Origin of the sequence: Mixta sp. BE291, assembly GCF_031457955.1 — a bacterium.
In the GTDB taxonomy this organism is placed as follows: Bacteria; Pseudomonadota; Gammaproteobacteria; order Enterobacterales; family Enterobacteriaceae; genus Mixta.
Window position 1 is genome coordinate 90,212 of sequence record NZ_JAVDXN010000003.1, and the last position, 24,424, is coordinate 114,635.

Genomic DNA, 24,424 nt, shown 5'->3' on the forward strand with positions numbered 1-24,424 from the left:
AATGATGCAAGCAACCCTTACCGCGCCTTTTGAAGGCAAAATTGAGACCGCAAATGGTGAACCGCTGTGCCTGACGGCGATGTTGCCCTCGCCCTGCCCGCAAAACCATGCGGCCAATCTGCTGCCGCTGCCGAACGGCGACCTGCTTTGCGTCTGGTTTGGCGGCACGCAGGAAGGCATTGCGGATATCTCAATTTACTGCTCGCGGCTAAAGCACGGCAGCGATCAATGGTCGGCGGCGCAGCGCCTTTCGGACGATGCCAGCCGTTCCGAGCAAAACCCGGTGCTGTTTCTGGCGCCGGATAACGTGCTGTGGCTGTTATGGACCGCGCAGAAATCGGGCAATCAGGATACGGCGATCGTGCGCTATCGCCAGTCGCACGACCTGGGTAACAGTTGGGGCGAGATTAATACGCTGCTGGATAAGCCCGGCACCTTTATCCGTCAGCCAATTGTGGTAATGCCCAATGGCGACTGGCTGCTGCCGGTGTTCTATTGCCAGACCGCGCCGGGTGAAAAATGGGTAGGCAATAACGATATCAGCGCGGTGAAAATTTCACGCGATCGCGGCCAGAGCTGGCAGGACGTGCCGGTTCCTGACAGTACCGGCTGCGTGCATATGAATATTACGCTGCTGCAAGATGGCTCGCTGCTGGCGCTCTACCGCAGCCGCTGGGCGGACTTTATCTGGCAGAGCCGTTCCAGCGATGGCGGCCAGAGCTGGAGCGCGCCGCAGCCCACCGCCCTGCCTAACAACAACTCCTCCATTCAGGTCACCACGTTGAGCAACGGCGACCTGGCGCTGGTGTTCAATAATATCAGCGCCGCAGAAGCCAGCGAACGCCGCGCCTCGCTGTATGACGAAATTGAAGATGAAGAGGATGCGCCGGACGTCAAGGAGCCATCGATCGGCGCTGACGGTCGCAGCGCCTTCTGGGGCGCGCCGCGTGCGCCGATGACGTTGGCTATTTCCCGAGACGGCGGCAAAAGCTGGCCGTGGCAGCGGAATCTGGAAGAAGGGGACGGTTATTGCATGACCAACAATTCGCAGCAGAAGCTGAATCGAGAACTCTCTTACCCCAGCATCAAGCAGGGGCCGGATGGCCTGCTGCATATCGCTTATACCTGGCATCGTCAGGCGATTAAATATATCTGCGTGGATGAGAGCTGGGTTACCGGCCAGCCGGGGAGGACAGCATGATTACAGGTAATTTGCAGGCGCTGGCGCTGGCGACGCTGCCCGATACGCTGTACGCGCTGCTGGCGCGCCCGGAATGCGCGCTGGCGGCGCTCCAGGCGAGGCCGAATGGTCGCTGGCAGCCGGAGGGCGATCGCTGGTTTTGCACGATTAGCGACAGCGAAACCGCCCCCGCCAGCCAGCGACATACCGAGTATCACCGACAGTGGCTGGATATTCAGGTGCTGTTAGCAGGCGAAGAGATTATTGGTTATGACGTGGCGGACGCACGTCAGATCGCGGCCGAGGAGCGCAAGCCCGATCTGTTTATTGTGGAGCAGGCGCAGCTGCGTCAGCAGCTTCACCTACAGCCGGGCGATTTTGCCATTTTTGCACCGGGCGAAGCGCATCAGGCGCTGTGCGCAGTGGATAAACCGGCACGGGTACGCAAAGCGGTCTTTAAGGTCTCACCTGAGATGCTGCGGGGGAAAACATGAGCCGCCACGCGCTGGTAACCGGCGCCAGCTCTGGTATCGGACGCACTATCGTTGAGCGGCTGTTGCAGGAGGGCTGGCAGGTCAGCGGGCTGAGCCGCTCGGCAGCAGGCTGCGATCATCCTGCCCTGCGTTCGATTGCCGTCGATCTCTGCGATCGCCGCGCGCTGGCGGAAGTGCTGCCCGCGCTCCCGCCGGTGGATGCGTTTATTCATGCTGCCGGGATGATGCAGGCCGCCGCACTGGGCGCACTGGATGAGGAGATCAGCCAGCGGCTGTGGTATCTGCATGTACAGGTGGCGGAGACTATCGCCAATGCGCTGGCGGAAAGCCTGCCCGCTGACGGACGCATTATCCTGATCGGCAGCCGCACCTCACGCGGCGCGGCAGGCCGCAGCCAGTATGTCAGCACCAAAGCAGCGATGACCGGAATGGTGCGTAGCTGGGCGGCAGAACTGGCTCCGCGCGGCATTACCGCGAACGTGGTGGCGCCGGGTGCAACGGCGACGCCGATGCTGAACCAGCCGGGACGCGCCAGCTCACCGCCAAAGCTGCCGCCGATAGGCCGCTATATTCAACCGGATGAGGTGGCCGCGCTGGTAAGTTTTCTGCTTTCGCCCGCCGCCGCGGCGATCACCGGGCAGGAGATAGCGATCTGCGGCGGGGCGTCGCTTAGCTAGCCTGGCCGCACAGTCTGGCTGGCTTAGCGTAAGCCGCTAATGTCTGAAGCACACAAGGGCTACGGCCTTGCCCTTGTGGCTTAGCGTCCCTGCATAAAAGCACGGTAGGCGGCAATCACCGCCAGGAAATCTTCGATGCCGCAAAAGGAGAGGCTTTCTTCGTCGTAGTAGCTCATGCCCTCTTCCAGCTCATCGGTATCAAAGGCCAGCTGGTTGGCGCGAATCATCACTTCTTCGCCATTCAGCGAGAGATGATATTCGTGTCCCTGATGCAGCCATTCCCTTTCGCTGCCTTTTACCTGCGCCGCCGCCGCTTCCACTTCATCCAGCAGCGCCATATTGCCCTTCACTTCCTCGTTAAACCACTGGCCGACCGCCTCGTGGCCCATACTCATGCGCACTTTTACCTGATTGGTGACGTCGCGTAAAAATTCATATTCCATATTGCTGCCCTTCGCGCACGCTGCTGCGCTTCAATTCACGGTATTGCACGCATTATCGCAGCCTGACGCACGAAAAGCAGCGCCTGACGCAACGCTTTCGCAAGAAAAGCGCTCAGGAGCCATCATCGCAAGGGAAGCCGACTTTTTGCAGACGTAAAAAAAGGGCGGATAGCTCCGCCCTTCTGTATCGCTGTTATTTATCTCAGACCGCAGTCTGGAAAATTACATCTTTCGCTTTTTCCGTATACTGATTCAGCTGGTCAAAGTTCAGATAGCGATAGGTATCCACCGCGGTTTTATCAACCTGAGACATGAACTGCTGATACTCGTCCGGGGTCGGCAGGCGGCCCAGCAGCGAAGAGACCGCAGCCAGCTCGGCAGAAGCCAGGTAAACGTTGGCACCGGTACCCAGACGGTTCGGGAAGTTACGCGTCGAGGTAGAAACCACGGTTGCGCCATCCGCTACACGCGCCTGGTTACCCATGCACAGCGAGCAGCCCGGGATCTCAATGCGCGCGCCGCTTTTACCGAATACGCTGTAATAGCCCTCTTCGGTAAGCTGCGCGGCATCCATTTTGGTCGGCGGCGCAACCCACAGGCGGGTCGGCAGCTGGCCTTTATGGCTGTCTAGCAGTTTACCCGCCGCACGGAAGTGACCGATGTTGGTCATACAGGAACCGATAAAGACCTCGTCGATCTTCTCGTTCTGTACGTCCGACAGCAAACGGGCATCGTCCGGGTCGTTCGGCGCGCACAGGATCGGCTCCTTGATTTCCGCCAGATCAATTTCGATCACCGCAGCGTATTCCGCGTCGGCATCGCCTTCCAGCAGCTGCGGATCCGCCAGCCATTTCTCCATGCCCTGAATACGACGCTCCAGCGTACGACGATCGCCGTAGCCTTCCGCAATCATCCATTTCAGCAGCACGATGTTGGAGTTGAGATACTCAATGATCGGCGCTTTATCCAGTTTGATGGTACAACCGGCGGCAGAACGTTCAGCAGAGGCATCAGACAGCTCGAACGCCTGCTCGACTTTCAGCTCCGGCAAGCCTTCGATTTCCAGAATGCGACCAGAGAAAATGTTCTTCTTACCTTTTTTCTCAACGGTCAGCAGGCCCTGTTTGATCGCGTACAGCGGGATCGCATGCACCAGATCGCGCAGGGTGATGCCCGGCTGCATTTTGCCTTTAAAGCGTACCAGCACTGATTCCGGCATATCCAGCGGCATCACGCCGGTCGCGGCAGCAAACGCCACCAGACCAGAACCCGCCGGGAAAGAGATGCCGATCGGGAAACGGGTGTGCGAGTCACCGCCGGTGCCCACGGTATCCGGCAGCAGCATACGGTTCAGCCAGCTGTGGATAATGCCGTCGCCCGGACGCAGCGACACGCCGCCACGGTTCATAATAAAGTCCGGCAGCGTATGGTGCGTCTGCACGTCAACCGGCTTCGGATAGGCGGCGGTATGACAGAATGATTGCATCACCAGATCGGCGGAGAAGCCAAGGCAGGCGAGATCTTTCAGCTCATCGCGCGTCATCGGACCGGTGGTATCCTGAGAACCCACGGAGGTCATCTTCGGTTCGCAATATTGTCCTGGGCGAATGCCGTCCACGCCACAGGCGCGACCTACCATTTTCTGCGCCAGAGAGAAACCGCGCGTACTTTCCGCCACATCTTTCGCCTGACGGAACACATCGCTGTGCGGCAAGCCGAGCGACTCACGCGCTTTGGTGGTCAGGCCGCGACCGATGATCAGCGGAATACGGCCACCGGCACGCACTTCATCCAGCAGCACTTCGGTTTTCAGCGCGAACTCAGCCAGCAGCTCGCCGGTCTCATGGTTACGCACTTCACCTTTATAAGGGTAGATATCGATTACATCGCCCGTATTCAGGTTGTTAACGTCCACTTCGATCGGCAGTGCGCCCGCATCTTCCATGGTGTTAAAGAAGATTGGCGCGATTTTACCGCCCAGCACCACGCCGCCGCCTTTTTTGTTCGGCACGTAAGGGATATCGTCGCCCATAAACCACAGCACCGAGTTGGTAGCGGATTTACGTGAAGAACCGGTACCGACAACGTCGCCGACGTAGGCCAGCGGGAAACCTTTCGCCTGTAATGCTTCGATCTGCTTGATCGGACCAACGTTGCCCGGCTCATCCGGCTCGATGCCTTCGCGGGCGTTTTTCAACATCGCCAGCGCATGCAGCGGGATATCAGGACGTGACCAGGCATCCGGCGCCGGAGAGAGATCGTCGGTGTTGGTTTCGCCGGTGACTTTGAATACGGTAACGGTGATTTTTTCCGCCAGCGCCGGACGATTCAGATACCATTCGGCATTCGCCCATGACTGCATGACCTGCTGCGCGTGCGGATTACCTGCTTTGGCTTTTTCTTCCACATCATAGAAGTTATCGAACATCAGCAGCGTATTGCACAGCGCTTTGGCCGCGATAGGTGCCAGCTTCTCACTATCCAGCGCATCGATCAGCGGATGAATGTTATAGCCGCCCTGCATGGTACCCAGCAGTTCGATCGCTTTTTCAGGTGTTACCAGAGGAGAGGTCGTTTCGCCTTTGGCGATAGCAGCCAGGAAACCGGCTTTGACATAGGCCGCTTCATCAACACCTGGCGGCACGCGATTAATTAACAGATCGGACAGGAATTCTTCTTCACCCGCAGGAGGGTTCTTCAGCAGTTCAACCAGCGCGGCCATTTGGGATGCATCTAAAGGTTTAGCAACAATTCCCTGGGCAGCACGCTCGGCAACGTGCTTACGGTATTCATCTAGCACGACGTTCTCCTCGCTCTCATTGTATAGGGCTTTCCGGCCACCTTTTTTCACGGCGATCTGTAGGATGCTTATGTAGGGTAAGGTGTCCGGTTTCGCGTCGGCCAGCATAGCAGGATTTGCGTCACTTGTTAATGCGTTTACAAAAAAGCAACATTATTTGTCAATGCTGTTTTCCAGCCCTGGCGCCTGCCATAACGCTTTCTTCACTATTTTAATGATAAAAATAATTTATGGCTGCGGTGTTTTGTTAAGCGAAAATGTTACCACATCGATTCACCCGGCCTTTGCTTGTCGGCCGCATTCGGTCAATTGTGCCCACCGGGAAAGGGCTAAAGAGCACCTCTTGATCAGGAAGGCCGGGTAAAGAGAACTGGCCCGGCAAACGCCATAAAAAAACCCGACGGCGGGGTTCACCTCAAGCGTCGGGTTAATAAAGAACAGCCGCCGGAGGAGTTCACCTTAGGCGCCGGGTTAAGGGTGATCTTTAACGTAAAATGACATACCGGTGCCGGCTACGTTTGAAGCCCTGTTTATTTCAGATTTTCAGGGAAATTGGCAGGCAGCTCGCTGGCCGGGCAGTTAATGATGCTGTCGTCGTTTTCACCAACGTCGCGCACAAAAGTCAGCGTGGCGTATTCGTCGATCACTTCGGTAGGATAAGCTGGTCCTGCCTCACGGTAGCTGGCCATTTCATCCAGATGTTCGTTCTGGAAACAGACGGTTTTTTCCGGGTTATTCATTACCCAGCGCGGGAAGAAGATGGTGCCGTGAAACACCTTATCGGCGAGGTTCACGCTCAGGCTGACATCAGTACCGGTAGGCTCTGTCCAGGAGATTTTGTAAACATCGCTGGCAAGACGCGCCAGATACACATGCTGATCTTTAACCCAGCGGTTACCCACCAGGCCGCTATGAATTCGATAATCTATCGTTTGGTTATTTTTGACGTAAATTTCATAGTTCCAGCCATTATCATAGGTATACACCAGATGTTTACCCACTAAACCTTGCATATCGTGTTTATCAAAGCTCATAAAATTTACTCCTTTTGAGTTAACGGATAAATTATAGCTCAGCGGCAAAAAACGTTGAGAGCAAATAAAAGCGTTTTTGCCTTATATCAAAACATCAATATATTGGAAAACCAAAAAAGGAAATGTTTGATAATTATTGCGGCAGCGGGAAGGTTTAATCAATTATTTATGACAACAGAACAGAGACAATTCTTACGCCAGCGATAAAATATCTATGACGCAGTAAAATCTTACTATTGGCAATAGCTATTTAAACTGATATTCCACGGTGTAAAAAGGTTTAAAGACACCGATACTATCGCCGGACTGCTTTGAGGTCAGCCCGGCACAAGTGCGATTCTCCCTGCTTCCCGTTTACAGGTTGAAAGTAAGCCGTCCCGTTAGTTATTCGATTGCGACAGAGAATGAGCTGCGTTCCGCACAATCAACTTACCCTGTAATAACAGTAGTAGCGTACGTAATATCAGAAAGGCGATTACCAGATTCGCCCCTACAAACAGCGGGATGGATAACGCGTGTAATATACCGCCTGGCGCGCTATGCCCCAGATGCAAAGCGGTATTAGCCAGCGATGAAACGCCGAATGAAAAACTCCAGAATGCGGGGTTAAAGGGTTGGTTTCCATACCAGCGGAACAGGCGAATCATGAAAAACATCTGCAGCAGCCCATAGCCGAAAAGCATTTTGGCAAACGCATCTGCTTCACCACCGTTAACGCTGAGCCAGGCGCTGCACGCCACAAAAGCAGGCGCCATCTGGATACCTAACGAGGGGCGCACCTCCTGCGGCATCTCCCCCGCGCTGCGTAAGCGATGCAAAATAGCTGGCTCCAGCGTAAGCCAGGAAATCACGCCTGCGCCAAGAAATAGCAGCCCTAAATCATGAAAACCCAATGCGCCGCACGCCATAGCGCTAATAAAATTATTCGCGACGGTAGGCAGATACAGGCCCGGCGTTGCTGCCGTTGCCGGATGGTTACCGCGCCATAGTCCTGCGCCCTGCCAGGAGGCATACGCCAGCTGAATCACCGCGCCGATAACAAACAGAACGAAGCCCGCCTTGTAAAACCAGGGCGTTACGCCGATGGATACCAGCATTGTCGTTGCGGGAAACAGGCTTACGAAGCTGCTTTTTATCGGATGGCGAATTTCATCCAGCACGGATTGCGGATGAAACATCAGGCGAGTCAAAAACAGGCAGGCCAGAACTGCCCAAACAGCAATAGCCGTACTGATAAGAAAGATTCCAGGAATAGCGGAGACAGGCAAAATGGATGCGGCGTAGCGCCAGGAAAATCCTGTGCCGATAATGCCAAGAACCATACCAAAGTAGCTTGCGGGGAGATTTATATAGGCTTGTGATTTTTCTTGCCGCATATTGCCGTTACCTTTTACTTATTAATATTCACCAATCAGTCCATTCCTGCTCATTTAATTTACATACAACCACTTTAAGATAAATATTTAACAATTAGCTTAAGGTCGATTATTATTTAAATGGTGCTCTACCCTGAGGGCGTTATGATAACCAGCCAACAAGAAATTTAGAAATAATGATTTATTGCTAACTGGCGTCGCACCATGCAATCAGGCTATTAAAAAAGGATAAGGCAGTCTTGCGCGCCGCTAAAACAGCAGTTTCACATGTACGAAGAGAGTTAGAAAGCGAAAAAAAGCCAATTTGAGTTCCAGTTATACCCTGGACAGTAATATTACAAGAAATTTCACCAAAAAAATAACCAAGAGGATTGTGGCGCGACACGCCTGTCAAGCGATTTATTATCGTGTACAACCGCAATCAAAAATCAATAGCCAGGATAGTTATAAAATCATACTTCCTGGCTATAAAAACTTACACGCACTGGCAGGCAAAAATTCTATTTCTTACTCTGCATTGCCTGTAATATGTCACCAAAACTAACCGTGTAGGTTCCAATTTTTTGCATTCCATCTTCTGGCAGATAACTGAACTTCACATAGAGTATATCGCCACTGGATTTTTCTTTAACGTTAAGCGAATTGGTAATGTGATAAAGCTCTTTAAGATCCGCAGGAACGCCAGCCGCATCCGTAAGAACTGTCCCGGCGGGGACAAATTTAAGCGCCTGATCAAGCGTTTTAACTAAAAAATCCTGTACTGGAAAAAGCCCATTAAAACGCTTGCGCGGTAGATACTTTGTGATCCCCATGTAGATTTCAGGCATTTCTTGTAGATGATTTTTGATAATGCGCGTTTCATTTTCTTTCAGATATTCGAAAACTTCCACAGGTGCGCCAATGAGTACCAGCGGCTTAACACCGGCACCTTTTTCTGAAAAAATAAACTCGTTATTGCTGTTTTTGATTGCCTTTTGCAAGGTCCCTCGATCTTGAATAACCGAGAAAAACTTTCCTTTTTTAACAACCGGCGCTGGCTCACGCCACAACGTTATATCACTGGCCTGCGCAGCCCCAGCAGTCACAGCATATGCCAGCAGCAGTGCAGTAGAAATTTTATTTTTCATAGAAACATCCTTGTTGTTTAACCCAGTATCTGTATGACAGTTCAGGAAAATGAGAAGATGTGAGACAGTTACATTGCATCTATCGATGCTAATTACACTGGCCATAAAAAAACAAAAATTGCCCGCAGAAATAATATCAAAAATTATTTTTACAGCAATATGAATCTCGGAGGATTGATAAAACCTACTCCTGACACCTTATCGCAACCACATAATAAATTACATGCAGCACACAATAATATCCATAAAAATCATTATCACCCAACTAATTTAAAAGACATAAAAATAATTTAATTTGTATATTTAAAAATTGATAACCATGAAGTTTATTAACCCTTTACTGTAGTATAACTCTTTTATTATTTTTAGGATTAAGCTGTAAAACGAAGCCCTCTTTGAAAAAAAAGATGATGATGAACACATTAAAACTGAGCGCAATGGCATCATTGAGTTTATGAGCGTTACTGCTTGATGCCTATTATCCAGAATGTAGAAAAATGGGGATATTGGCAATTAATATGAGCGAACTATACCCTATCCGCGCGAGGAACAGAGGGCTTTCCCATAATAAATTAGATTTTGGCTAGTTTAATCCCACTGGCGCGGGGAACACGCTAAATGTGATTTTTTGATATTAAATAAAAAATAAACTCACTAAAACCTTACCGCCAAATTTTTATTTTTAAAGCCAGGCAACTCATTGAAATTAAAAAGTTTGATGATTTATAAAAACAAAAATGCACACTCTACCAATTATGCGCATTTCATTTCAAAGCAACCGCTAAATTCGGCATTTGATAAATTAATAAGCTTTATAAAACATAGCAATACCTCTTACCTGAAGCTCCCTTCATAAAACAGGATAAACATCAGTTCATTGATCTGAATCTATCCGAACAAGCAAGGTTAGCGCAGAAACAACCACGAACTCTGGCATTTTCAGGTCGTTAGCTCATAAAAAAACGGCCCCTTTCGGGGCCGTCATTATTTATCTTATCCGCAGAAGCGTTATTTTTTCTTGGCTTTCGGATTAGGCAGGTCGGTAATGCTACCTTCGAAAATCTCTGCCGCCAGGCCAACCGACTCATGAAGCGTCGGGTGAGCATGGATAGTCAGCGCGATATCTTCCGCATCACAGCCCATTTCGATCGCCAGGCCGATTTCGCCCAGCAGTTCGCCGCCGTTGGTGCCGACAATGGCGCCACCGATAACGCGATGCGTTTCTTTATCGAAAATCAGCTTGGTCATGCCGTCTGCACAGTCAGAAGCGATAGCACGGCCGGAAGCAGCCCACGGGAAGGTGGCGGTTTCGTAGCTGATGCCTTTCTCTTTCGCTTCTTTCTCCGTCAGGCCAACCCAAGCGACTTCTGGCTCGGTATAGGCGATGGACGGGATGACTTTCGGATCGAAGTAGTGTTTCTTACCGGCGATAACTTCTGCCGCTACGTGACCTTCGTGAACGCCTTTATGCGCCAGCATCGGCTGACCGACGATATCGCCGATAGCGTAGATGTGCGGCACGTTGGTACGCATCTGCTTATCAACACGGATAAAGCCGCGATCGTCCACTTCCACGCCCGCCTGACCGGCATCCAGGTTTTTACCGTTCGGCACGCGACCGATAGCCACCAGCACCGCGTCGTAACGCTGCGCTTCAGCAGGCGCTTTTTTGCCTTCCATCGAGACGTAAATGCCGTCTTCTTTGGCTTCAACCGCGGTCACCTTGGTTTCCAGCATCAGGTTAAATTTCTTGCTGATGCGTTTGGTGAAGACTTTAACCACGTCTTTATCAGCAGCCGGGATCACCTGGTCGAACATCTCAACCACGTCAATCTCTGAACCCAGCGCATGATACACGGTGCCCATCTCCAGACCGATAATACCGCCGCCCATCACCAGCATACGCTTCGGCACTTCTTTCAGCTCAAGCGCCGCGGTGGAATCCCAAACGCGTGGATCTTCATGAGGAATGAAAGGAAGCTGAATCGGACGTGAACCCGCCGCAATAATGGCATTATCAAAGTTGATGGTGGTCGCGCCGTTTTCGCCTTCAACCACCAGCGTGTTAGCGCCGGTAAATTTACCGAAGCCGTTAACCACTTTGACTTTACGACCTTTCGCCATGCCAGACAGACCGCCGGTCAGCTGGTTGATGACTTTTTCTTTCCAAGTACGGATCTTGTCAATGTCGGTTTGCGGTTCGCCGAACACGATACCGTGCTCCGCCAGCGCTTTCGCTTCTTCGATAACTTTCGCTACGTGCAGCAGCGCTTTAGAAGGGATACAACCTACGTTAAGGCAAACACCGCCAAGGGTGCTGTAACGCTCTACCAGTACGGTCTCCAGACCTAAATCCGCGCAGCGAAAGGCTGCAGAGTAGCCCGCAGGACCTGCCCCAAGCACAACGACCTGGGTTTTAATCTCTGTACTCATCATGACCTCTTAATTGACTATCCGGCGGTCAGACGTCACTTACCTGATTCACAGTACGCCCTTCATCCACCGGGACGCGTTCACCGCAAGAGTTTACAGAATTGTTAACAGACTGCAAACCGCTTCGGCTCAGTAAGATCCCATTTCCTGCATTCAGGCAGGTTCAGTACCGCAAACCTGACCTGTCAAAAGGCCGGCATAAGCCGGCCTTTATCGTTACTACATCACCAGACGGCGGATATCGCTTAAGGTGTTGTTGATGATGGTAATGAAACGCGCACCATCAGCCCCATCGATAACGCGATGGTCGAAGGAGAGAGAGATCGGCAGCATCAGACGCGGCATGAACTCTTTACCATTCCACACCGGCTCCATTGAGGACTTGGATACGCCCAGAATAGCGACTTCCGGCGCGTTCACAATCGGCGCGAAGTGGGTGGTGCCCAGGCCGCCGATGCTGGAGATAGTGAAACAGCCACCCTGCATTTCGCCAGCGGTCAGCTTACCATCACGCGCTTTTTTGGAGATGGTCATCAGCTCGCGGGAGAGTTCAATGATGCCTTTTTTGTTAACATCTTTGAACACCGGAACCACCAGGCCGTTCGGTGTATCAACCGCCACGCCGATATTGATATATTTCTTCAGCGTCAGCTTCTGGCCATCCGCAGAGAGCGAACTGTTAAAGCGCGGCATCTGCTCCAGCGCGGCAGCAACGGCTTTCATGATAAAGACGACCGGCGTAATTTTCACATCCATCCGGCGCTTCTCGGCTTCAGCATTCTGCTGCTTACGGAACGCTTCCAGCTCGGTGATATCAGTTTTATCGAAGTGCGTAACGTGCGGGATCATCACCCAGTTACGGCTCAGGTTAGCACCAGAGATTTTCTGGATACGGCCCAGCTCAACTTCTTCCACCTCACCAAACTTGCTGAAGTCGACTTTCGGCCACGGCAGCATGCCAGGCAGACCGCCGCCGCTTGCCGCAGCAGGCGCGGACTCAGCGCGTTTCACCGCATCCTTCACGTAAGCCTGCACGTCTTCTTTCAGAATACGTCCCTTACGGCCGGTGCCTTTCACTTTCGCCAGGTTAACGCCAAACTCACGCGCCAGACGACGGATAACCGGCGTAGCGTGTACGTAAGCGTCGTTCTCAGCAAATTCATCCTTGCCGGACGCTTTCGCTGGCGCGGATGCGGCCGGAGCCGCTTGCTCAGCTTTCGCCGCCGGAGCCGGAGCCGCTTCTTTCTGCGCTGCCGGAGCCGGCGCTGCGCCTTCCACTTCAAACAGCATAATCAATGAACCGGTGCTGACTTTGTCGCCGGTGTTGATTTTGATCTCTTTCACGGTACCTGCGAACGGTGCCGGGACTTCCATTGAGGCTTTGTCGCCTTCAACCACGATCAGTGACTGCTCGGCGGTGATTTTATCGCCCGCCTTCACCAGGATCTCGGTAACTTCAACTTCATCGCCGCCGATATCCGGTACGTTCACTTCTTTCGTGGCTGAACCGCCAGAGGCCGCAGGCGCAGTGGCCGCTTCCTCTTTCACCTGCGGTTTGGCTGCTGCTGCGCTGCCGGAAGCGGCGGTTTCGAACACCATAATCAGTGAGCCGGTGCTGACTTTATCGCCGGTGTTGATTTTGATCTCTTTAACCGTACCCGCGAACGGCGCCGGGACTTCCATTGAGGCTTTGTCGCCTTCAACGACGATCAGCGACTGTTCCGCTTCCACTTTGTCGCCCACTTTCACCAGCACTTCGGTGACTTCAACTTCGTCGCTGCCGATGTCCGGGACATTCACGTCTTTGCTTTCTGCGGCGGCGGCAGGTGCAGCCTGTGCGTCAGCTTTTTTCTCTGCGGCAGGTGCTGGCGCAGCTTCTGCTGCGCCCTCCGCGTCAAAAATCATAATCAGCGAGCCGGTTTCGACTTTGTCACCGGTGTTGATTTTAATTTCTTTGACCACGCCAGCCTGCGGCGAAGGCACTTCCATTGAGGCTTTGTCACCCTCAACGGTGATCAGCGATTGCTCGGCTTCCACCTTGTCGCCAACCTTTACCAGGATCTCGGTCACTTCAACTTCATCTGCGCCGATGTCCGGGACATTAATTTCGATAGCCATTAATCTTTACCTCTTATGCCAGACGCGGGTTAACTTTATCTGCATCGATGTCGAATTTGGTAATGGCGTCCGCCACCACTTTCTTATCGATTTCGCCGCGTTTAGCCAGTTCACCCAGCGCTGCTACCACCACATAGGATGCATCCACTTCGAAGTGGTGACGCAGGTTTTCACGGCTGTCAGAGCGGCCGAAGCCGTCGGTGCCCAGTACGCGATAATCGCTGGCCGGGATATAGCTGCGAACCTGTTCAGCAAACAGTTTCATGTAGTCGGTAGAGGCAACGGCTGGCGCATCATTCATCACCTGAGCGATATATGGCACGCGCGCTTCTTCTGTCGGATGCAGCATGTTCCAGCGTTCACAATCCTGGCCGTCACGCGCCAGTTCAGTGAAGGAGGTTACGCTGTAGATGTCAGAGCCGATGCCGTAATCTTTCGCCAGGATCTCTGCGGCTTCGCGTACGTGACGCAGAATCGCACCTGAGCCCAACAGCTGCACTTTACCTTTGCTGCCTTCCAGGGTTTCCAGCTTGTAGATACCCTTACGGATACCCTCTTCTGCGCCCTGCGGCATTGCCGGCATGTGGTAGTTTTCGTTCAGCGTGGTGATGTAGTAATAAATATTTTCCTGCGCTTCGCCGTACATACGGCTCAGGCCGTCCTGCATGATCACCGCGACTTCATACGCGTAAGCCGGATCGTAGGAGATACAGTTCGGAATGGTCAGCGCCTGAATGTGGCTGTGACCATCTTCATGCTGCAAACCTTCGCCGTTCAGCGTGGTACGACCGGAGGTGCCGCCGACCAGGAAGCCGCGCGCCTGTTGGTCGCCCGCCGCCCAGCAGAGATCGCCGATACGCTGGAAGCCGAACATAGAGTAATAGATGTAGAACGGAATCATCGGCAGGTTGTTGGTGCTGTAAGAGGTCGCAGCAGCCAGCCAGGATGCGCCTGCGCCCAGCTCATTGATCCCTTCCTGCAGAATCTGGCCTTTCTCATCTTCTTTATAGTAAGCAACCTGCTCACGGTCCTGCGGCGTGTACTGCTGGCCGTTCGGGCTGTAAATACCGATCTGACGGAACAGGCCTTCCATACCAAAGGTACGCGCTTCGTCGGCGATGATCGGCACCAGACGATCTTTGATCGACTTGTTCTTCAGCATCACGTTCAGGGCACGCACAAAGGCGATGGTGGTGGAGATCTCTTTGTTCTGCTCTTCCAGCAGCGGTGTGAAATCTTCCAGCGTCGGCAGCTCAAGCTTGTCGGTGAAGTTCGGCTGACGGCTCGGCAGATAGCCACCCAGTTTTTGACGCTGGCCGTGCAGGTAGTTGTGCTCTTCGGAACCTTCCGGGAAAGTAACGTACGGCAGCGTTTCCAGGTTCTCGTCGGTGACGTCAACATTGAAGCGGTCGCGCACGTAGCGCACGCCTTCCATGTTCATTTTCTTCACCTGGTGCGCGATGTTCTTGCCTTCCGCGCTGTCGCCCATACCATAACCTTTAATGGTATGCGCCAGGATCACAACCGGCTTGCCTTTGGTGTCCTGCGCTTTTTTCAGCGCCGCGTAGATTTTCTTCGGATCGTGGCCGCCACGGTTCAGCGCCCAAATTTCGTCGTCGGACATATCTTTCACCAGCGCAGCGGTTTCCGGATATTTACCGAAGAAGTGCTCACGCACATAGGCCCCGTTGCGGGATTTAAAGGTCTGATAGTCGCCATCAACGGTTTCGTTCATCAGCTGAATCAGCTTGCCGCTGGTATCTTTACGCAGCAGTTCGTCCCAACGACCGCCCCAGATGACCTTGATCACTTCCCAACCGGCGCCGCCAAAGATGCCTTCCAGCTCGTTGATGATCTTGCCGTTGCCGGTTACCGGACCATCCAGACGCTGCAGGTTACAGTTGATCACGAACACCAGGTTATCCAGCTTCTCGCGGGTGGCGATCGTGATAGCGCCTTTAGATTCCGGCTCATCCATTTCGCCATCGCCAAGGAAAGCGTAAACGGTCTGGGCGGAGGTATCTTTCAGGCCGCGATGTTCCAGATATTTCAGGAATTTCGCCTGATAGATCGCCGACAGCGGGCCCAGGCCCATAGAAACGGTCGGGAACTGCCAGAATTCCGGCATCAGTTTCGGGTGCGGGTAAGAAGAGAGACCTTTACCGTGCACTTCCTGACGGAAGTTGTTCATCTGCTCTTCAGTCAGACGGCCTTCAAGGAAAGCGCGTGAGTAAACGCCCGGAGAAATATGGCCCTGGAAGTAAACCAGATCGCCGCCGTCTTTGTCGCTGCGCGCACGGAAGAAATGGTTAAAGCAGACTTCATAAATGGTTGCCGATGACTGGAAAGATGAGAGGTGACCGCCCAGCTCCAGATCTTTTTTCGACGCACGCAGTACCGCCATCATGGCGTTCCAGCGAATTGCGGAACGGATACGACGCTCCAGAGAGGTATTGCCCGGATAGTCCGGCTCTTCTTCAACGGCGATAGAGTTAACGTAGTTGCTGACAGCAGAGCCTGCAGCGACATTCACGCCGCCTTTACGCGCTTCGCCCAGCACCTGATCGATCAGGAACTGCGCACGCTCAACACCTTCTTCACGGATGACCGATTCGATCGCCTGTAGCCAGTCGCGGGTTTCGATCGGATCCACGTCATTATGTAAACGTTCTGACATGGGGGTATTCCTTATCTGTGTCTAATACGTTGAATTGTCTGGAGCCTGTCTCCATGCATTCTGATTCAGTCCAAAATGCAAGGAGACAGGCCCGTCGCTAGTTATCGCGTATCCTTTTATTTCGCCGGGCGCTTTTTTAGCCCTGCAAAATCTATGGTTATAGCAGTTTACGCGCTATTCCTTACGTTGCTGTAAACGGCGCAGAGAGCGTTCACGACGTGTCTGCTCCCGGCTTCTGTCCAGCAATATCTCCTCGATAAACGCCAGATGACGGTGTGAAGCTTCGCGCGCCTTTTCCGGCTCGCGGGCCACAATCGCCTCAAAAATACTGGCGCGATGACTGCTTACCTGCGCCAGCATTTCCCGGCGTGAGTAGAGCAATTCAAAATTCTGACGAACGTTTTGTTCCAGCATCGGACCCATTGAGCGTAGCAAATGCAGCAGCACCACATTATGCGCCGCTTCTGTTACAGCAATCTGATACTGCATAACCGCATCGGCTTCAGCATCTAAATCACCGCTCTGTTGGGTATGTTGGATAGCCAGATGACAGTCGCGTATGCGCTGCAGATCCTCTTCGGTTCCCCGCAGCGCAGCGTAATAAGCAGCGATACCTTCAAGTGCATGGCGGGTTTCCAGCAGGTCAAACTGGGATTCGGGATGATCGGTGAGTAACGCGACAAGGGGATCGCTCAGGCTTTGCCAAAGGCTTTTCTGAACGAAGGTGCCGCCGCCCTGCCGACGCAGCAGAAGCCCTTTTGCCTCGAGACGCTGTATGGCTTCACGCAAAGAGGGGCGAGAAACGTCAAACTGCTTGGCCAGTTCCCGCTCGGGAAGCAGCTTTTCACCCGGACGCAGCGTTCCTTCCATTATCAGGGACTCAAGCTGCTGCTCAATCGCATCCGAGAGCTTTGGTTGGCGAATCTTACTGTAGGCCATTGTCCCTTCTTCTGCCAGGCACCGAAGTCAATTGGTAATACCAATTCCAAAAAAGTGACGCTAAAGTAACAAAGTATTCACCTGCTGTCTATATGGCATCTGCCCGAAGCGCGGCGAAGCTCACATCAGCCAACAGGCGTAAACAGTAATGAAAATGGGCCATTAACGGCACAAAACGAAATCTGACCGCTGATTTTTACCAAACCTTACACGGATTTAGACCCGAATCTCATTCTATGTCATAAGCGAAAGCTATTCGTCTTTATTCCAGATAAATGGCACAAAAAAGAAAACCTGACGTGATGGCCGCAACGTTTTTGATTAGGGGCCATTTACGCAGAGAAAAAGCAGGTGCATTCGGAGTCGCTTACCACTATTCTTGGCTGCGTGGTAGCGTTACGCGCCACTTGCACTTCCGCATTGTGTAAAGCAAACAATACAAAAAACGTAACGTCAGATATACATGCGTATCGTCTGCTTGCAGGCATTACAACGCCAACTCTTCAGGGAAGGCGAAGAACTAACACGAGGGTTTTTATGGAACAACAGCAGGGCGATACGCTGAAACGCGGGTTGAAAAACCGCCATATTCAGCTGATTGCATTGGGCGGCGCCGTGGGCACCGGTCTGTTTCTGGGAATTGGGCAAACCATCCAAATGGCCGGGCCGTCGGTACTTCTGGGCTATGCCATCGGCGGCTTTATCGCCTTTCTGATTATGCGTCAGCTGGGTGAAATGGTGGTCGAGGAGCCGGTCGCAGGATCGTTTAGTCACTTCGCCTATAAATACTGGGGCAACTTTGCCGGTTTCGCTTCCGGCTGGAACTATTGGGTGCTGTATGTGCTGGTCGCCATGGCTGAACTCACCGCCGTGGGAAAATATATTCAGGTCTGGTGGCCCGACTTCCCTTCCTGGGCCACCGCCGCGCTGTTCTTTGTATTAATCAACGCCATCAACCTGACCAACGTTAAAGTCTACGGTGAGATGGAATTTTGGTTCGCGATTATTAAAGTCGTGGCGGTCGTCGGAATGATTCTGTTCGGCGGCTGGCTGCTGTTTAGCGGTAATGGCGGGCCGCAAGCTTCCGTCACCAATATCTGGGCGCAGGGCGGCTTCTTCCCGCACGGCATCAGCGGGCTGGTGATGGCGATGGCGGTGATTATGTTCTCGTTCGGCGGCCTCGAACTGGTAGGGATCACCGCCGCTGAAGCGGACGATCCAACGAAAAGCATTCCGCGCGCCACTAACCAGGTTATCTACCGCATCCTTATTTTCTATATCGGTTCGCTGGCGGTGCTGCTCTCGCTCTATCCGTGGGTCAAAGTGGTGGGCGAAAGCAGCCCGTTCGTCATGATTTTCCACGATCTCGGCGAAACGCTGGTGGCAAACGTGTTAAACGTGGTGTTTCTGACGGCGGCGCTGTCGGTCTATAACAGCTGCGTTTACAGCAACAGCCGGATGCTTTACGGCCTGGCGAAACAGGGCAGCGGCCCGCAGGCGTTGCTGAAAGTCGATCGTCGCGGCGTGCCTTATGTGGCGCTGGGCGTATCGGCGCTCGCTACGGCGATTTGTGTGCTGATTAACTATTTGATGCCGGGTGAAGCCTTTGGCCTGCTGATGGCTTTGGTGGTCTCGGCGCTGGTGATTAACTGGGCGATGATTAGCCTGGCGCATCTGAAATTCCGTAAGGCGAAAGATAGCCAGGGGGTGCAGACGCGCTTCCGCGCCATTCTTTATCCGGTTGGTAACTGGATTTGTCTGGTGTTTATGGCCGCGATTCTGGTGATTATGTTAATGACACCGGGCATGGCGATCTCCGTCTGGCTTATCCCAGTCTGGCTGGTGGTGCTGGCGATAGGTTACGCCATTAAAAACCGTTCCCAGCGCAGCTGATGATCCGGGCGCTCAGGCGCCCGGTTTTCTTTGCGCTAATAGTTATGCCCTTCACACTTTTCTCTTCGCAGTGATTTTGTCCATCTCGATGACCAACCTGTATTAGTCCCTGAGATCGGTAAGCCGTAATAATCATTTTACTGAACATCAGGAGAATACAATGATGAAAGGCTCTGCGCTTTCTTTTAAAGAAAAGCTGGGTTACGGCATGGGCGACGCGGGCTGTAATATGATCGGCGGCGCGATTATGCTGTTCCTGAACTACTTCTATACCGATGTCTTTGGCCTGGCGCCTGCGCTGGTCGGCATCTTGCTGCTTTCAGTGCGCGTACTGGATGCGATAACCGATCCCATCATGGGCGCCATCGCCGATCGTACCCAAAGCCGATGGGGCCGCTTTCGTCCCTGGCTACTGTGGGTCTCCGTGCCGTATGTTGTATTCAGCGTGCTGATGTTTACCACGCCAAACTGGAGTTACGAATATAAGGTCGTCTGGGCATTTGTCACCTACTTCCTGATGTCGCTCTCCTATACCGCAATCAATATCCCTTATTGCTCGCTGGGCGGCGTGATTACTAACGATCCCCATGAGCGCGTTTCCTGTCAGTCTTACCGCTTTGTCATGGTGGGTATCGCGACGCTGATCCTGTCGCTGACGCTGCTGCCGATGACGGAATGGTTTGGCGGCGGCGATCGGGCGCGCGGCTATCAGATGGCGATGGGCGTGATGGCGCTGATCGGCCTGTTTATGTTCCTTTATTGCTTCGCTACCGTGCGCGAGCGCATTCGCCCTGCCGTTCCCAGCAACGACGACCTGAAAAACGATTTGCGTGACGTCTGGAAAAACGATCAGTGGGTGCGTATTTTGCTGCTGACGTTCTGCAACGTCTGCCCCGGTTTTATTCGCATGGCGGCCACCATGTATTACGTCACCTGGGTTATGGGACAATCTACCCACTTCGCCACGCTGTTTATCAGCCTTGGCGTGGTAGGCATGATGATCGGCAGTACGCTGGCGAAAGTCTTGACCGACCGCTGGTGTAAGCTGAAAGTCTTTTTCTGGACCAACATCGCGCTGGCTATTTTTTCCTGTGGCTTTTACTTCCTTAACCCGCAGGCCACGGTGCTGGTTGCCGTGATGTATTTCCTGTTAAACATCCTGCATCAAATCCCTTCCCCGCTGCACTGGTCGCTGATGGCGGACGTGGATGATTACGGCGAATGGAAAACCGGCAAGCGTATCACCGGCATCAGCTTCTCCGGCAATCTGTTCTTCCTGAAAGTCGGGCTGGCGGTTGCCGGTGCGATGGTAGGCTTCCTGCTCTCATTTTATGGCTACGATGCGGGCGCTAAACAGCAGGGCAGCAGCGCGTTGAACGGCATTGTATTGCTGTTTACCGTGATCCCCGGCGTCGGTTATTTAATTACCGCGGGCGTCGTACGCCTGTTAAAAGTCGATCGTCATCTGATGCAAACCATTCAGCAGGATTTGGCGAAACGGCGTGAAAACTATCGTGAGCTGAGCGCACAGCGTGAAGACAAAGCTTTTGCTATTAAACCAGAAGGAACGGCATCATGACTCAATGGCCCAACCCGTTAATTGAACAGCGCGCGGACCCTTTTATTTTACGCTACGAGGAGCGTTACTATTTTATCGCCTCCGTTCCTGAATACGATCGCCTTGAGCTGCGTTGCGCCGATACCATCATCGAGCTTGCCGATGCGCAGCCGGTGGTAGTATGGCGTAAACCCGATGTCGGGCCGATGAGCGCGCTGATTTGGGCACCGGAAATTCACCATATTGATGGGCAGTGGGTGATCTATTTCGCCGCAGCGCCGACCCGCGATATCAAAGAGGGGCTGTTTCAGCACCGTATGTACGCGCTGACCTGCGATGACGCCGATCCGTTAAGCGGTAACTGGCAGGATCGTGGCCGTATCCGTACGCCCATCGACAGTTTCGCGCTGGATGCCACGACGTTCAGCCATCAAGGCAAACAGTGGTATCTGTGGGCGCAAAAAGATCCGGCGATTCCCGGCAATTCCAACCTCTATCTGGCTGAGCTGGAAAATCCCTGGACGCTAAAAGGCAAGCCGGTGATGCTCAGCCGTCCTGAATATGAATGGGAGTGCGCCGGTTTTAGCGTAAACGAAGGGCCGGCGGTGATCCGACACGGTAACCGGCTGTTTGTCAGCTATTCGGCCAGCGCCACGGATGAGAATTATTGCCTGGGGCTGTTATGGATCGATGTGGATGACGATCCCATGCAGCTGGCGAAGTGGCATAAATCTGCCCGGCCGGTTTTCACCACCAGCTGGGAAAACCGCCAGTATGGACCGGGCCACAATAGCTTTACCGTGGATGAGGCGGGCAATGATTTGCTGGTCTATCACGCGCGCAACTATACGGAAATCGAAGGCGATCCGCTGTGGGATCCGAACCGCCATACGCGGATTAAGGATATCCGCTGGGATGCTAACGGCATGCCAGACTTCGGCGTGCCGCCAGCCGATACGCTGTTAAACCAGCGTGCCGTAAATGGTCAATAGCGCGACCACCACCACAATCACCAGCGAGACTTTTTTTGCCAACGCCACGGCTATCCGTGGCGTTTCCACGCTATCCCAGCGCTGATCGCGCTCCAGCGAATATTGTGCCAGATGGGTTAATACCTGATATTGCGGACGACGCAGGTCGCTTAATGCCGCAAACCAGGCCGGTAGCGCCCGCTCGCCGTGTCCCAGCAGCGCATACGCCGCGCCAGCCAGTCGAACCGGTAACCAGTCTACCCAATGCAAAATACGATCGATCCCGGAACGGGCGCGTTCAAACGGCGTATGGTGCTTTGCCAGCCAGCTCTGCCAGGCACGTAAAAAAGCGTAACCCACCAGCAGCACCGGCCCATAAGCGCCGCCGACGATAAACCAAAACAGCGGGGCGAGATAAAACCGGTAATTGATCCACAGCAGCGCGTTTTGCAGCTCTTTAAGCGTTTCCTGCTGGTTGCACTCTACCGGCATGCCGTGAATCAGCGTCAGCTCTTCTGCCATGGTGCTACAAGCATTAGCATCGCCGTGACTGGCCGCCTTCAGGTAAGCGTGATAATGCAGCCGCATCGAACCTGCGCCGATACACAACAGCCCAACCACAATCCAGAACAGCAGCTGTACTACGCCAAAAAAGAGTCCGCGCAGCGATAAAATAATCACCAGAACCACCAGCATCGCCACCACTGTCATCGCCAGCGTGCGCCATAGCGAAAAATGACGGCGGCGGCGGAAAAACGGCTCCAGCCGATGATCAAGCTGCCAGTGTTCGCCCATTTTAAACAGGCGTTCCCAACCTAAAACCAGTAACAAGGAAAAAAGCGTCATGCATTCCGCTCCGGTAAATGTAAGCTGGCGGCGTCCGGTATGCCGCGCAGAAAGCGAGCCCAGTCAAACGCCGGGCCAGGATCGGTTTTACGCTCCGGGGCAATATCACTGTGCCCGGTAATTTGTGCCGGTGTAATCGGATAATGCTGCATCAGCAGATGCGTTAGCGCTTGCAAAGCATGATACTGCGCCTCGGTATAAGGCTGCGTATCAGTTCCTTCCAGCTCAATGCCAATAGAAAAATCATTGCAGTTTTCGCGTCCCTGCCAGCAAGATACGCCAGCATGCCAGGCACGCTTATCGAACGGAACATACTGCACAATTTCCCCATCGCGGCGGATCAGGCAGTGCGCCGCTACGCGCAAATGCGCGATATCAGCAAAATAGGGGTGCGCCGTGGGATCGAGCGTGCCGGTAAATAGCGCATCAATCCAGGGGCCGCCAAACTCGCCGGGCGGCAGACTGATGTTATGCACCACCAGCAGGCTGGGAGCCTCCTCCTGCGGGCGTGCATTGAAATGCGGTGACGGCACATGGCGAACGCCCAATAGCCAGCCATCATTTAACTCCATGCCTGGGTCTCCTGTTCGTTTTTTTGCACAGCCTAACATGAATTTGCCCCTCCTTTTGCATTCCTTGTGCCAGCGTTAAAAACAGGTTTCCAGCACCTCAATAACCTCCAGCTGTTCATTAACCAGACAAAAATTGCGCCATTTATCAAAGGTCAGGCAAGGGTGCGAAGCGCCAAAGGCAATAATATCGCCAGGCTGTAGCCCGTGTTCCGTCGGTGCCTCCAGAAACAGATGCTGATCCATCAGCTTAATGGTGCGCCAGCGGTTATCCAGCGCCTGCGGTTGTGCGGTGTGCGCCTGCCAGACGCGTAAAGGCACCGGCATATCATCATGCGCGATATCGCGTTTGCCCAGCGCCACAATAACCCTGCCTGGCTCCGGCACCGATTGTACACAGGCAAAAATTTCCATCGCGGGCAATAAGGCCTGCGTCAACTGTGGCTGGCGCGCCAGCACGCTCTGCTGCGCCTGCTGATAAATCCCATGATCGTGAACCAGATAACAGCCCGGCCGCATCACAGTAAGAAAAGCATCACGCGCCTGCCGTTGCGAAAACGCCTCCGCGACGCGATCGTACCAGGCGGAGCCGGATGCGGTGATCAACGGCTGCGCCCGGCGAAAAGCGCCTGCGTTTTTTAGCTGTAGCGCAACCGTGACCAGACGTTCAATAAACGCATCTATCTGCGGCTGCTCGCCATTAATCACACCCTCGTAGCCTTCCACGCCGCATAACTCCAGCGCCGGTTCAGCCTGAACGGCGGCGATGAGCGCATCAATTTGCTCATCGCTACGACAGCCGCAACGCCCGTTGGCGACGCCCAGCTCCAGCAGTACCTGTAGCTTTACCTGCTGCGCGGCAAAAAATTGCCCCAGCTGCCGCACATTCTCAACGCTGTCCACCAGGCAGTAAAAATCTATCTGATAGTGACGCAGCATATCCGCGACGATCTGCATATTGGCGCGACCTGTCAGCTGGTTAGCCATAAGGATGCGCTCAATGCCCTCTTTCGCCGCCACCGCGCTTTGCACCGCAGTCGCCAGCGTGATGCCCCACGCGCCAGCGGCTATCTGGCGGCGGAACAGGCCGGGCGCCATGGTGGTTTTTCCGTGCGGCGCCAGCACCGCGCCGTACCGATCGGCTAAGGCCTGCATCCAGCGCAGGTTATGCTCCAGCGCGTTTTGATGCACCACCAACGCCGGTAGCGAAATATCGGTTAACAGCTGTGGTCCGGTAACCGGTAGCCCTTTTTGCGGATAAGTCAGAGAAAACATTGCAGGGTTCCTTT

18 protein-coding genes are annotated in these 24,424 nt (G+C 53.5%); 6 read left to right on the top strand and 12 right to left on the bottom strand.

The window, feature by feature from the left end:
• The first annotated feature begins 1 nt into the window (after position 1).
• From J2X14_RS08050 to J2X14_RS08060, 3 genes are read left to right on the top strand one after another with little or no spacing between them, the layout of a single operon-like run.
• Positions 2 to 1,201 carry a sialidase family protein gene (locus J2X14_RS08050; RefSeq protein ID WP_352410706.1) on the top strand — a complete coding sequence of 400 codons (1,200 nt, stop codon included), beginning with the start codon at positions 2 to 4 and terminating at the stop codon, positions 1,199 to 1,201.
• Positions 1,198 to 1,674, top strand: a complete 477-nt coding sequence (locus J2X14_RS08055; protein WP_352410707.1) for a NanQ anomerase/TabA/YiaL family protein — start codon at positions 1,198 to 1,200, stop codon at positions 1,672 to 1,674. Before J2X14_RS08050 ends, J2X14_RS08055 begins: the two co-directional genes overlap by 4 nt.
• A complete protein-coding gene (locus J2X14_RS08060) occupies positions 1,671 to 2,351 on the top strand; it encodes an SDR family NAD(P)-dependent oxidoreductase (protein ID WP_352410708.1) in 681 nt (226 codons plus the stop codon). The genes J2X14_RS08055 and J2X14_RS08060 overlap by 4 nt, the downstream gene beginning before the upstream one ends.
• Before the next feature lie 80 nt (positions 2,352 to 2,431).
• Here J2X14_RS08060 and yacL read toward each other — a convergent pair whose 3' ends face one another.
• The 9 genes from yacL to pdhR all read right to left on the bottom strand — a co-directional run bounded on the left by yacL (position 2,432) and on the right by pdhR (position 17,298).
• A complete protein-coding gene (gene yacL, locus J2X14_RS08065; RefSeq protein ID WP_352410709.1) occupies positions 2,432 to 2,794 on the bottom strand; it encodes a protein YacL in 363 nt (120 codons plus the stop codon).
• 202 nt (positions 2,795 to 2,996) lie between these two features.
• Entirely contained in the window at positions 2,997 to 5,594 is a 2,598-nt protein-coding gene (gene acnB, locus J2X14_RS08070; RefSeq protein WP_352410710.1) for a bifunctional aconitate hydratase 2/2-methylisocitrate dehydratase, read from the bottom strand.
• Between the two features lie 530 nt (positions 5,595 to 6,124).
• Entirely contained in the window at positions 6,125 to 6,628 is a 504-nt protein-coding gene (locus J2X14_RS08075) for a phenolic acid decarboxylase (protein WP_352410711.1), read from the bottom strand.
• A gap of 380 nt (positions 6,629 to 7,008) precedes the next feature.
• Entirely contained in the window at positions 7,009 to 8,004 is a 996-nt protein-coding gene (gene tehA, locus J2X14_RS08080) for a dicarboxylate transporter/tellurite-resistance protein TehA (protein ID WP_352410712.1), read from the bottom strand.
• Between the two features lie 500 nt (positions 8,005 to 8,504).
• Positions 8,505 to 9,131 (bottom strand): hypothetical protein, encoded by a 627-nt coding sequence (locus tag J2X14_RS08085; protein ID WP_352410713.1) that lies wholly within the window; start codon positions 9,129 to 9,131, stop codon positions 8,505 to 8,507.
• A gap of 1,008 nt (positions 9,132 to 10,139) precedes the next feature.
• Positions 10,140 to 11,564, bottom strand: coding sequence for a dihydrolipoyl dehydrogenase (gene lpdA, locus J2X14_RS08090; protein WP_352411072.1), 1,425 nt, complete (start codon positions 11,562 to 11,564; stop codon positions 10,140 to 10,142).
• Positions 11,565 to 11,783: 219 nt separating this feature from the next.
• Complete coding sequence (gene aceF / locus J2X14_RS08095; RefSeq protein WP_352410714.1) at positions 11,784 to 13,682, bottom strand: pyruvate dehydrogenase complex dihydrolipoyllysine-residue acetyltransferase; 1,899 nt, start codon at positions 13,680 to 13,682, stop codon at positions 11,784 to 11,786.
• Between the two features lie 13 nt (positions 13,683 to 13,695).
• The gene (gene aceE / locus J2X14_RS08100; protein WP_352410715.1) at positions 13,696 to 16,359 is read right to left on the bottom strand and encodes a pyruvate dehydrogenase (acetyl-transferring), homodimeric type; all 2,664 of its coding nucleotides are present in this window, start codon (positions 16,357 to 16,359) and stop codon (positions 13,696 to 13,698) included.
• Between the two features lie 174 nt (positions 16,360 to 16,533).
• Positions 16,534 to 17,298 (bottom strand): pyruvate dehydrogenase complex transcriptional repressor PdhR, encoded by a 765-nt coding sequence (gene pdhR / locus J2X14_RS08105; RefSeq protein ID WP_352410716.1) that lies wholly within the window; start codon positions 17,296 to 17,298, stop codon positions 16,534 to 16,536.
• Positions 17,299 to 17,835: 537 nt separating this feature from the next.
• Here pdhR and aroP point away from each other — a divergent pair.
• From aroP to J2X14_RS08120, 3 genes are all read left to right on the top strand, one after another.
• On the top strand, positions 17,836 to 19,191 hold the full coding sequence (gene aroP, locus J2X14_RS08110) for an aromatic amino acid transporter AroP (protein WP_352410717.1): 1,356 nt from the start codon (positions 17,836 to 17,838) through the stop codon (positions 19,189 to 19,191).
• Between the two features lie 163 nt (positions 19,192 to 19,354).
• Positions 19,355 to 20,770, top strand: a complete 1,416-nt coding sequence (locus tag J2X14_RS08115; RefSeq protein WP_352411073.1) for a glycoside-pentoside-hexuronide (GPH):cation symporter — start codon at positions 19,355 to 19,357, stop codon at positions 20,768 to 20,770.
• Positions 20,767 to 21,741 carry a glycoside hydrolase family 43 protein gene (locus J2X14_RS08120; RefSeq protein WP_352410718.1) on the top strand — a complete coding sequence of 325 codons (975 nt, stop codon included), beginning with the start codon at positions 20,767 to 20,769 and terminating at the stop codon, positions 21,739 to 21,741. The genes J2X14_RS08115 and J2X14_RS08120 overlap by 4 nt, the downstream gene beginning before the upstream one ends.
• Here the strand turns inward: J2X14_RS08120 and ampE are convergent.
• The 3 genes from ampE to J2X14_RS08135 form a co-directional block, all read right to left on the bottom strand.
• Entirely contained in the window at positions 21,712 to 22,566 is an 855-nt protein-coding gene (ampE, locus tag J2X14_RS08125) for a beta-lactamase regulator AmpE (RefSeq protein ID WP_352410719.1), read from the bottom strand. The two genes, J2X14_RS08120 and ampE, sit on opposite strands and share 30 nt — an antisense overlap.
• On the bottom strand, positions 22,563 to 23,138 hold the full coding sequence (gene ampD / locus J2X14_RS08130) for a 1,6-anhydro-N-acetylmuramyl-L-alanine amidase AmpD (protein WP_352410720.1): 576 nt from the start codon (positions 23,136 to 23,138) through the stop codon (positions 22,563 to 22,565). The genes ampE and ampD overlap by 4 nt, the downstream gene beginning before the upstream one ends.
• A gap of 75 nt (positions 23,139 to 23,213) precedes the next feature.
• Positions 23,214 to 24,410 (bottom strand): amino acid deaminase, encoded by a 1,197-nt coding sequence (locus J2X14_RS08135; protein ID WP_352410721.1) that lies wholly within the window; start codon positions 24,408 to 24,410, stop codon positions 23,214 to 23,216.
• Positions 24,411 to 24,424: the final 14 nt, after the last annotated feature.